At 33.7% G+C, this 255-nt stretch carries 1 protein-coding gene; it reads right to left on the bottom strand.

Going from position 1 to position 255, the window contains the following annotated elements; genetic code table 11:
* Positions 1-255, bottom strand: a 255-nt coding sequence (locus GUI70_RS25985) for an MFS transporter (RefSeq protein WP_161884607.1), incomplete at both ends; no start/stop codon positions are given.

Below are 255 nucleotides of genomic sequence, written 5' to 3'. Positions count from 1 at the left end.
TGTACTTAAATGTAAGAATGTAATAACTAAAAAGCCAATAACACTGATTGCTGTTAAATAATACGCAGGTGCTAATGGATCTCCAGTTTTCGTAACTAACCATGTTGCAACTAATGGCGTCGTACCACCAAATATCGAAACAGAGATATTAAATGTTACTGATAAAGTTCGATATCTTATATGACTGTAAAACATCGTTGGTAACGACCCTGGCATTGTCGCTTCGTAAGTTGATAAGAAAAATCCTAATAAAAA

The sequence above is a fragment of the Deinococcus alpinitundrae genome, assembly GCF_009982895.1.
GTDB lineage: Bacteria > Deinococcota > Deinococci > Deinococcales > Deinococcaceae > Deinococcus > Deinococcus alpinitundrae.
This window is presented reverse-complemented; position numbering and strand designations above follow the sequence as displayed.